The sequence below is a fragment of the Sediminibacillus massiliensis genome, assembly GCF_900156915.1.
GTDB classification, from domain to species: Bacteria; Bacillota; Bacilli; order Bacillales; family Amphibacillaceae; genus Sediminibacillus_A; species Sediminibacillus_A massiliensis.
The window spans coordinates 758,111-767,211 of record NZ_LT732535.1 but is presented as its reverse complement, the minus strand read 5'-3'; the positions used below and the strand labels follow the sequence as shown (position 1 = coordinate 767,211).

Annotated in this window: 20 protein-coding genes; 16 read left to right on the top strand and 4 right to left on the bottom strand. The window is 39.6% G+C overall.

The genetic code is table 11. From position 1 onward, the window contains the following. Positions 1–56 precede the first annotated feature (56 nt). Positions 57–290 carry an acyl carrier protein gene (locus CZ434_RS04735; RefSeq protein WP_077622053.1) on the top strand — a complete coding sequence of 78 codons (234 nt, stop codon included), beginning with the start codon at positions 57–59 and terminating at the stop codon, positions 288–290. Positions 291–411: 121 nt separating this feature from the next. Further along, the gene (gene rnc, locus CZ434_RS04730; protein WP_077622052.1) at positions 412–1,095 is read left to right on the top strand and encodes a ribonuclease III; all 684 of its coding nucleotides are present in this window, start codon (positions 412–414) and stop codon (positions 1,093–1,095) included. A 68-nt stretch (positions 1,096–1,163) separates the two neighbouring features. Here rnc and CZ434_RS04725 read toward each other — a convergent pair whose 3' ends face one another. Then, a complete protein-coding gene (locus tag CZ434_RS04725) occupies positions 1,164–1,385 on the bottom strand; it encodes a DUF1128 domain-containing protein (RefSeq protein ID WP_077622051.1) in 222 nt (73 codons plus the stop codon). 117 nt (positions 1,386–1,502) lie between these two features. Then, positions 1,503–1,850, bottom strand: coding sequence for a site-specific integrase (locus CZ434_RS22595; RefSeq protein WP_281252241.1), 348 nt, complete (start codon positions 1,848–1,850; stop codon positions 1,503–1,505). 154 nt (positions 1,851–2,004) lie between these two features. On the opposite strand from CZ434_RS22595, the gene CZ434_RS21970 reads away from it, so the two are divergent. Both CZ434_RS21970 and CZ434_RS04710 read left to right on the top strand, forming a co-directional pair. Further along, the gene (locus CZ434_RS21970; RefSeq protein ID WP_179107179.1) at positions 2,005–2,175 is read left to right on the top strand and encodes a hypothetical protein; all 171 of its coding nucleotides are present in this window, start codon (positions 2,005–2,007) and stop codon (positions 2,173–2,175) included. After that, positions 2,147–2,698 (top strand): replication-relaxation family protein, encoded by a 552-nt coding sequence (locus tag CZ434_RS04710; protein WP_179107128.1) that lies wholly within the window; start codon positions 2,147–2,149, stop codon positions 2,696–2,698. Before CZ434_RS21970 ends, CZ434_RS04710 begins: the two co-directional genes overlap by 29 nt. Positions 2,699–2,889: 191 nt before the next feature. Here the strand turns inward: CZ434_RS04710 and CZ434_RS04705 are convergent, their stop codons facing one another. Beyond that, the gene (locus tag CZ434_RS04705; RefSeq protein WP_179107178.1) at positions 2,890–3,984 is read right to left on the bottom strand and encodes a site-specific integrase; all 1,095 of its coding nucleotides are present in this window, start codon (positions 3,982–3,984) and stop codon (positions 2,890–2,892) included. A 228-nt stretch (positions 3,985–4,212) separates the two neighbouring features. Then, positions 4,213–4,560: a helix-turn-helix domain-containing protein gene (locus CZ434_RS04700; RefSeq protein WP_077622047.1), complete on the bottom strand. Its 348-nt coding sequence runs from the start codon at positions 4,558–4,560 to the stop codon at positions 4,213–4,215. Between the two features lie 170 nt (positions 4,561–4,730). Between CZ434_RS04700 and CZ434_RS04695 the strand changes: the two genes are divergently transcribed. The 12 genes from CZ434_RS04695 (at position 4,731) to CZ434_RS04650 (ending at position 9,039) form a co-directional block, all read left to right on the top strand. Further along, positions 4,731–4,919, top strand: coding sequence for a helix-turn-helix domain-containing protein (locus CZ434_RS04695; protein WP_077622046.1), 189 nt, complete (start codon positions 4,731–4,733; stop codon positions 4,917–4,919). 39 nt (positions 4,920–4,958) lie between these two features. Beyond that, positions 4,959–5,153 (top strand): helix-turn-helix domain-containing protein, encoded by a 195-nt coding sequence (locus CZ434_RS04690; protein WP_077622045.1) that lies wholly within the window; start codon positions 4,959–4,961, stop codon positions 5,151–5,153. Positions 5,154–5,274: 121 nt separating this feature from the next. Beyond that, positions 5,275–5,541, top strand: a complete 267-nt coding sequence (locus CZ434_RS04685; RefSeq protein ID WP_077622044.1) for a hypothetical protein — start codon at positions 5,275–5,277, stop codon at positions 5,539–5,541. A gap of 96 nt (positions 5,542–5,637) precedes the next feature. After that, positions 5,638–5,814: a hypothetical protein gene (locus tag CZ434_RS21965; protein WP_179107177.1), complete on the top strand. Its 177-nt coding sequence runs from the start codon at positions 5,638–5,640 to the stop codon at positions 5,812–5,814. Positions 5,815–5,828: 14 nt separating this feature from the next. Then, entirely contained in the window at positions 5,829–6,311 is a 483-nt protein-coding gene (locus tag CZ434_RS04680) for a hypothetical protein (protein WP_077622043.1), read from the top strand. Between the two features lie 75 nt (positions 6,312–6,386). Continuing rightward, a complete protein-coding gene (locus tag CZ434_RS04675) occupies positions 6,387–7,031 on the top strand; it encodes an ERF family protein (RefSeq protein WP_077622042.1) in 645 nt (214 codons plus the stop codon). Further along, on the top strand, positions 7,009–7,581 hold the full coding sequence (locus CZ434_RS04670) for a YqaJ viral recombinase family protein (RefSeq protein ID WP_077622041.1): 573 nt from the start codon (positions 7,009–7,011) through the stop codon (positions 7,579–7,581). Before CZ434_RS04675 ends, CZ434_RS04670 begins: the two co-directional genes overlap by 23 nt. Before the next feature lie 112 nt (positions 7,582–7,693). Next, positions 7,694–7,987 carry a hypothetical protein gene (locus CZ434_RS04665; protein ID WP_077622040.1) on the top strand — a complete coding sequence of 98 codons (294 nt, stop codon included), beginning with the start codon at positions 7,694–7,696 and terminating at the stop codon, positions 7,985–7,987. A gap of 46 nt (positions 7,988–8,033) precedes the next feature. Then, the gene (locus tag CZ434_RS04660) at positions 8,034–8,309 is read left to right on the top strand and encodes an NrdR family transcriptional regulator (protein WP_077622039.1); all 276 of its coding nucleotides are present in this window, start codon (positions 8,034–8,036) and stop codon (positions 8,307–8,309) included. Beyond that, the gene (locus CZ434_RS21960; RefSeq protein WP_179107176.1) at positions 8,290–8,448 is read left to right on the top strand and encodes a hypothetical protein; all 159 of its coding nucleotides are present in this window, start codon (positions 8,290–8,292) and stop codon (positions 8,446–8,448) included. Before CZ434_RS04660 ends, CZ434_RS21960 begins: the two co-directional genes overlap by 20 nt. Next, positions 8,426–8,629: a hypothetical protein gene (locus CZ434_RS21955; RefSeq protein WP_077622038.1), complete on the top strand. Its 204-nt coding sequence runs from the start codon at positions 8,426–8,428 to the stop codon at positions 8,627–8,629. The genes CZ434_RS21960 and CZ434_RS21955 overlap by 23 nt, the downstream gene beginning before the upstream one ends. Before the next feature lie 2 nt (positions 8,630–8,631). After that, the gene (locus tag CZ434_RS04650; RefSeq protein ID WP_077622037.1) at positions 8,632–9,039 is read left to right on the top strand and encodes a YopX family protein; all 408 of its coding nucleotides are present in this window, start codon (positions 8,632–8,634) and stop codon (positions 9,037–9,039) included. Positions 9,040–9,101 lie beyond the last annotated feature (62 nt).

Below are 9,101 nucleotides of genomic sequence, written 5' to 3'. Positions count from 1 at the left end.
GCCAGTCCTTGCAGCTGAAATTTTGAATGTAATACTTTGAAAGGGGGTGAATTGCGATGGCAGATACTTTTGATCGCGTAAAGAAAATTGTAGTAGATCGTTTAGATGTAGAAGAGTCCAAAGTAACAATGGAAGCTTCTTTCAAGGACGATTTAGAAGCAGATTCATTGGATGTGGTTGAACTAGTAATGGAACTTGAAGATGAGTTCGACATGGAAATTTCCGATGAAGAAGCGGAGAAAATTGAAACAGTAGGTGATGCTGTTAATTACATAAACAGCATTCAATAATACATGTACAGAATATCTTTGTGTTTTACTACTTAGTTTACAATTTACAAAACGGAAGTCTCGCTTATAGCGGGACTTTCTGTATATATTTATATCCTTTCCAGGATCGGGAGGTGGAGAGATGAATTTCTCGCAATTACAGCAAAAACTCGGTATCGAATTCCACAATGAAAAGTTGCTTAAGCAAGCATTTACCCATTCATCTTATGTGAATGAGCATCGAAAAAAGCAATTTCAGGATAATGAACGGCTCGAATTCCTGGGAGATGCTGTTCTCGAATTGGGAGTGTCCCAGTATTTGTTCCGGGAATATCCAAACATGGAAGAGGGGGAATTGACTAAGTTCCGGGCTTCCATTGTATGTGAGCCTTCCTTGGTCAGTTTTGCAACTGACTTGGATTTTGGGGCTTTCATATTGTTGGGTAAAGGAGAAGAAATGACCGGGGGAAGAAGCAGGCCTGCTCTTCTTGCCGATGTATTCGAAGCATTCATAGGAGCATTGTATTTGGATCAAGGATTCGATGTATCGATTAATTTCCTGGAAAAATATGTGTACCCGAAAATCAGTAAAGGTGCTTTTTCGCATGCGATGGATTACAAAAGCCAATTACAAGAGCTTGTTCAAAGAAGCAAAAACGGCGTTATCGTCTATTCAATAAGCGAAGAAAGAGGCCCGGCACATAATCGTGAGTTCGTGGCAGATGTGCTTATTCACAACCAGGTTGCCGGAACCGGGGTAGGCCGTACAAAAAAAGAGGCTGAACAAAGGGCTGCCAAAAAAGCCCTGGACAGTTACAATACATGACTTAAAAAGGCTGGTCTTTCTATGAAAGGCCAGCCTGAGTCGTTATAGATGTGCACTTTTATTTTCGATCACTTTCGCAGAGATGCTAATTCTTCAATGAATGCCTGGGTTTCAGCAACGCTCAAGTTTCCTTTTGCCACCAACATGTCTCTTAGTGACTTAAGTTCGCTGTATTTTTCTAGATCAAAGTCTTCTGGTTTCATGATGGAACGATTGACGACTTGTAGGTGTTCGGCTATTTCATTCACGATAATATTCATATTTTTCTGGGTCGGCTCATTAAGACTCACTTATGTAACACTCCTCGTTTGATTATTGTTTCCTTCTATCACTCTTCTCTTTATGATAAAATAAATTAATCAAAAATTGAAGTCCTTGTGTAGCAAGGAATCTGACGTTTTTTTCTTTTAGTTAGTCACAGCTTTGGTCACAGAATCAAAGATTTCAGCTGCTTCTCTTCTGGAATCATCATCAAAGTGGGTGTAAGTGTTCAATGTAATGGCCACATCACTGTGACCCAATCGCTCACTCACAATCTTGACATTGACTCCCTCTTGGATTAATAATGAAGCGTGGGTGTGTCGCAAATCATGGAATCGGATTCTCGTCACGCCTGCTTTTTCGCAAAAATGGTCCANAGCAAATAGACTGGTTCCCCAAAACAGGCACGACAAAGACAAAATGTTTTGCCAAGAAATGCTAGAGTTGATTGCATGTATAGCTGGCGGTTTAGGTGTCCGTTTAATCTTTTGCACCCAGTATCCAGTCTCGAAAACAATGCCAAGGGATGTAAAACAAAATTCCGATGCAAAAATGTGCTTCCGAATCCAAAATAAATACGCCAGTGCTGTGGTGTTGGGAGAGGAAAACGGTCATGCTGCGGAACTCCCGGACATAAGGGGACGGTGTATGTTGGTGCAAGGACCGAATCTTTTAGAGATGCAAGTACCGTATATCAGCGACAAAACGATGAACGATTTGCTTGTCGATTACATGAAAGGAGCAAGAAAGGACGTTACACCGGATGAAGCAGAAACAGGAGAAAATACTATTGAGTTTATCCCGATTGGGGATGCTTAATAGAAGGCAAATACAGCACCTACACGACACGGGGAGCGTTCGGAATACTAACTATCTCATGCAGGATTTAAAGCCATACACGGACTATCTGGAACGCTCAAATGGGCGGATATATAAACTTAATCAGAAAGGAATCAATCTGTTAGGCGAAGGTACTTTGTTGAAATGGGGGAATGTGGAACACCGGATAATCAGAAACGATGTCTATATCAAATATCGGCCGGACAAATGGTTTCCGGAAACAGAAATCAAAGTGAAAGGCGTAAAGGTATTGCCGGATGCGGTGTTTCAATCTGGCATGACGTATAAAATTTTAGAGGTGGATCGTACCCAACGATGGTATAAGAACAAAAAGAAGATGGAGGACTATGCCAAGTTAAAGGAAACAGGTGCTTTCCAGAAACAATACGGACACTTTCCTACTATTATATGGGTGGTGGATATGGAGAGCAGGATTCCGAAGATTAAGCAGTTGGGAAAGGAGTTAGGGCTGTTGTGTGAGGTGTATGGAGTAAAAATGTGACCCGGTCACACCAAAGGTCACATGATTTATTCTTTGTATCGTTTTTGATAGGTTTTATTGGATAAGGGTGTTAAAGAAAAGCCTTGAAATGGCGGTTTTCCTGCACGTATCGAATTTTTGACGTTTATGATAAAATAAATTAATCAAAAATTGAAGTCCTTGTGTAGCAAGGAATCTGACGTTTTTTTCTTTTAGTTAGTCACAGCTTTGGTCACAGAATCAAAGATTTCAGCTGCTTCTCTTCTGGAATCATCATCAAAGTGGGTGTAAGTGTTCAATGTAATGGCCACATCACTGTGACCCAATCGCTCACTCACAATCTTGACATTGACTCCCTCTTGGATTAATAATGAAGCGTGGGTGTGTCGCAAATCATGGAATCGGATTCTCGTCACGCCTGCTTTTTCGCAAAAATGGTCCATTTTGTTCCGGATGAAAACAGTATGAATGGATTTACCATTACGGGTGGCGAATACTCCATTGTGGATGTTTGCGACCCAACTTTTCTTTTTGTACTCCTTCAATACTTCTACAAGGCTGTCGGAAATATAAATAGTACGCCTGGAAGAGTCTGTTTTCGTTTCCTTTCGCATATCGAAGTCCATGGCGTTTTGATGAAGGGAATATTTCACCTCGATCAATTTATTTGTCATATCAATATCCGACCACTTCAACCCTCTTATTTCGCCCGCACGCATGCCTGTATGCAATGCCAAGTAATACATGGTGTAAAGGGGCGGATACTCCTTCGCAACATCCAGAAACGCTTGTATTTCCTTCCTATCCCATATCTGGATATCATTCTTTGGAGTACGTTTCATTTTCACTCGATGCGGATTTGTCTTGATGAACTCATTTTCGATGGCGAAATCAAAAAAGCTTTTCATTGCCGTATAGCTTTGGTTATACCCGTGTGCGGAGTAACCTTTCGCCAACTCGTGATAAGCTTCCTGGATGTGATATGGTTTGATGTTTTCCAGCTGTTCTTCTTTGAGGTATTTGATAAACCGTTTGTACCCGGCCCGGTACGAATTTTGCGTACTTTCTTTAAGATGGGCCAGGTGTACTTCGTCCCACTTTTTCAGCAAATCAACTATGCCTACTTTAGAGGAATATAATTGTTTTCCTTCATTGATCTGATTAAGTATCTCTGTAATTTTAGCTTCTGCTTCCTTCTTGGTGCGAAACCCACTACGTCTGATTTGTTTTCTTTTACCCCGGTGGTCTTTTCCTGCATCCACCACAATGGAATATCCACTAGTCCTTTTTTGTATCGAGCCTCTCATGCTGCTTTTCCTCCTGTTTGTCTTTTGTTCCAACATACAGGATACCTTCCGATTTCACTTTAACATCCTTTTCCAATTTTTGAGTATAAATGACCAATTAGAACCAGTCCTTTCTTCTAGTTAGGAACACTTGTTCGTTAGTGGGTCTTATTATACTCTTATTTTCTCACTTTTTCCACAATTTTGGGAGCGATTACCCTTGCTCAAAGTGTGGTATTTTGCGACACTTTACGACATCTTTTTCATTTCTTTTATGATATGGGCATATTTGCGTATATCTTCAGCTGTCAATTCTTCTTTTTCCATGTCTTTTGGTAAAGTAATCCAATCTATATCTAAATCCTTCAATTCTTCTGGAAGCTCAACTTCGACTCCGCCAAATAAATAGGTTTCACTAATTCCATATAAATTACATAACTTCTCATATGTTTTTAAACTAGGGTTCTCCACTTTTCCTTTCTCTATTTTAGAAATATAAGAAAAATCTAATCCAGTCAATTTACCAGCATCTCTCAAATTATATCCTTTTTCTTTTCTAGCCTTCGATAACTTTTCCCCTATCTTTACCAAATCCATTTTTCCTCACCCCTTCCCTAAGTTTTACTACCATATTATAAACCAATAAAAAGAGGACTACCAAAAAAATAACGGAAAAAGTTACAGGAAAGTGTTGCATACATTACTACAAAGTGCTATTATTAAATCAAGCCAAGTGGTTCACAATACTACAAGGAGGTGTTAGTGGAATGGATGGAAACAAAATTAAACAAATTCGAATAGCAAAAGGTATTTCGCAAACCGAACTTGCCAAGATGATTAAAAGCGATCGTAGTTATCTCAACAAAGTAGAGAATAACAAGCAAAAAAATCCGGGCACAAAGTATTTAGCCAGGATAGCAGCAGCGCTCGACTGTTCCATCAGTGATTTTTTTTAATTAAATAGTGGCTCATATTACTACAAGGGAGAGGAGAACATGAAAATTTTAACACCGAAAGAAGTTGCGGAAATCCTGCAATGCAACGAAGAGCACGCAAGGAACATCATGTCATACCGTGACTTTCCAAGCTTCGCCATCAACAAATCCAAGAAAAGGGTTTTGAGAAGAGTTTATGAACATGACCTTCATGAATGGCTGGAGAAACAAAAGGATGGAGGTATTGCCTTATGATGCCAAAAACGAAAACTGATTGGTTTTACTCTATTGGATTCTTCGGTGTAACACTTGGATTTATCTTTTATACGCTTGTGACAGCGTAGACCCATATTGCGACACAAAAGGAGGTAACAAAATGGACACAGGAAGAATTATCGATGAATTGAATCGGTGGATAATACGAAATAAAGATTGCCGACCACAAGGAAAGTTGGATGATTATATCACTCTTAAAGATGCTGAATTATTAGTGCGTGAGTGCAAAGAGATAGAAAACAAAAACGAAAAAATGTTGAAGCACTTTAGGGAGATACACGACACCATAGAAGACGATTCTTTAAGCGATGAAGAAAAAATACAATCAATAATTATGAAAAACGTCCATTTTCTAATTTTAAATTAGTGCATAGTCCGAACATATTGCGAATAAGGAGGAGACAAAAAAGGGGTTAGATATCGAAACAAATTCACAGGACATAGTAGGGCGGCAAGGAGAGTAGTGGTAAAGCTTGGTTTAGTAAAGGAAGAAGAGATGTCGTTCATGAGCGATGATGATATAGCGAATCTGATTAATAAAGTTGTTGCTTCAGGAGACTACGAGTTATTAGAACTTGAAGAAGATTGGGTGTTGTACCCGAAAGAATATCAAGACAAATTCACATGGATTTGCAGATAAAAGGAGGAAACAAAATGAACACAACCCAAAAGCAAGTAGCATCCCTATACGGGAAAATCGCTCAAAAGTGTATGGAGTTAAGCATGATAAGTGATTTTCAATTCCATATATCCGGCACAGAAATTATTCGAGTTAACATGATTAGACATATCAACAACGAATGTTACCTCTACCAGACCAAACGCATCTACAGAGAGACTGCCGATGATTTGATTTACCAACTCGATCAGTTATACCAAACCCTATCCGAATCCGTGGAAGAAGGCGCACCTAAACGTGAATGGGTGGTGGAAATGGCAGCAGATTACTTAGACCGACATGAAGAATCATCCTGGCGGGAGGTATGCCGGATATTCGATTTAGAACGTAGCGACATTGACCATCTGTTTGCGAAAGAGGAAGAGGAAGAGGTTGCGGGATGGCCTAACCACCATCCGATACTTCAAGTTGAAGGTTTATTAAAAAGCGCAGGCATGTCATTTAAGGATTTCATATAAGGGGTAGCTCGCCAAAGTCATACCCCTTTGAAAAAGTATTCACGTTTATCTTACCACAGAAAGGAAGAATCGAAAATGAGCGAATCTCGAAAGCTTGTTTCTAAGCTGGCGAAGGTTATGTCAGAAGTAAAGTATATCGAAAAGAAAGGCTTTAATAAATTCCAAAAATATAAGTATGCTACTGAATCTGATGTTGCGGAAAAGGTGAGGGAAGTATTAGCTGAACAACATGTCGTCATGTTTCCTGATGTAGTTGAACATTCCACTAGAGAACACACTACTCGAAACGGAAATATCGAATATATCGCCACGGTCAAAGTAAAGTTTACCTTCATTGATGGAGAAACAGGAGAAGAGCTTGCTATCCACAGTATCGGGGAAGGTCAAGATTCTGGTGATAAATCAGTTTATAAGGCCATTACAGGTGCACAAAAGTATGCTTTGATGAAAGCCTTTATGATTCCTACTGGTGACGATCCAGAAGCTGATAATAACCATGGGAATTCTAATGAAAGCCAACCAGATCCCTTGAATGGAGAAATCACAACAAAATTTAGCGAAGCATTACAAGTGGTCGGAAATAAAGATAAGCTATATGAAATTTTAAACACCGATAAATCAGCTATGTCAAAGTTAATCCAATCAAAGAGCAAAAAGAACAAAGAAAACATGATTAAACAGCTAGAGGGCGTTATCAATGATAACCGACAAGCAGGATAGATGTCACTTTATTGGCGGGTCAGAAAGTCATTACATTTACATGAATTACGAAACAGCCACTTTCAAATCGTGGTGGAAAAACAAGTTGGAAGGGGTCAACGAGGACTCCTTCTCCAATCTAAGCATGGCAGTAGGAACCATATTGGAGCATGACGTTATCGCTTTATATGAACAAATAAACGGCATATCAGGCGAGAAAGATAAGCAGATGGTCAAAGGTATTGCCAGGGCTAACACAGACTATATACACGGCTCTAAGGTGTCTGATGTGAAGGTATCTAAGCAAGCTGCATCCTGGCATAAGAAAGGAAAAGTACCACTCAAATACAAGCGCCAACTAATCCATTATCTGTACGTTTGCGATTTGGATAAAGCATCCATCATCGCCTATCAATGTGACGAGGAACTAAAAGAAAATCCCTTTCTCCCACTAACAGAAGATAAGCTGTATGAAATTGAGGTAGAGGTGACAGAGGAAGAGATCAGGAAGCATCAGCAGTTAATTGAATACCTGGAATTTTGCAGAGACATGGGAGTGTACCCATCATGAAAACACTTCTCTGGATATTATTAGCCTATACGATGGTTGCTGTCGTATTCGGCAGCATCATCCTGATTTTTAGTTAGAGTAGACCGAAAAAGCGAATTAAGGGGATGAGAAAATGAAGGATTACTTTTACAGGGAAATTTCAAAGTGTTTTGACAATGTAATTTTTAGAAAATATGGCTCGGTCACTGTTGGTTTATTAGGCAACGATGAAGACACTGTAATGCAGTATGTTGCTTACGATATCCCTTATAGCGAGTACAGAGAAATGGATGCAGAAGAACAAGAGGGACATGTGAAAATAAGAAAAACTTACGATATATCAGACGTTGATTTCAACAATAAAATGAGTGTGCTACAAAAAATAAATGAGCTTGTGAGAAGTTTTGAAATGGAAGTTTACACTTAATGTTGTTACAGAGTCCGAAGAAAAGACGACATAAAGGAGTGATGCCATGAAATGCCCCATCTGCGACGGCAAGACAAAGGTAAAAGAAACACGCATTAAAGAACGTTTCTACCGCAGGAGAGAGTGCCTTTCCTGCGGAGAGCGCTTCACCACCTATGAACTCACCAAAATGGATGTGCTGGATATATTGGATGAACATCTACCGGAAAAGGCAGTCGATGACTTGGCGATTGTTTTAGATCAAGAACTCCCATCTCATGACATTAAAGTAAATATCCAAAATTGGAACAGGAGGAGAAATCATGAACAGCAGTCCATATGAACATGTCCGTAAAATTGTAGACCGGGAATTGAAGGGAGAGCAGCGACAGGCTGTATTGGATTATCTGGATAACCAACATGCGGAGATTGGAAAGCTGGAGAAAAGGGTGATGCCAAATGAAACTAAAGCCAAGGCATAAAGGAGAAGTATATCGGCCTAGAGCCATTGTACGCAAGGTTAAGAGAGGTTTGCCAACCAAGATAGAAATAGGTGGAAGGACATATTCTTTTGAAAGTAAATCACTGAAAAATGAGAATAAAAACTTGAAAGAAAAAGTCGCCAATTTGAGAAAAGAATTAGAACGTGTAGGGAGGGCTTAGAAATGAGGACTTTAAAATTTCGTGCTTGGGATAACGTTAAGAATCGAATGTTGTATGTGGGAGAAGAATCAGATATTGTTTTCGAGCCTACAGATACAGGATTCAAAGCAGTGGATATTGCGCATGAAGAAGGAGAGCCAAATTACTATTTAGATCATCTCGAATACATGCAATACACCGGACTAACTGACAAGAACGGCAAGCAGATTTATGAAGGGGATATTGTAGAAGCTACTGATTATATGGACGGATTAAAAGAGCTGCCTGGCACAATTACCTCACGGGTTAGTTTTAAAAATGGGTGCTTTGAGTTAACTGACCATATTTATTCTTTAAATAGATTGCTAACCAATTATGACGAGTTAGAGGTTATCGGCAACATATACGAGGACAAGGAGCTGATACCATGACCCAACACACCTGCCCCGATTGCGGAGACATCACCACCAGGCCACAGCCATACCGGGATAAA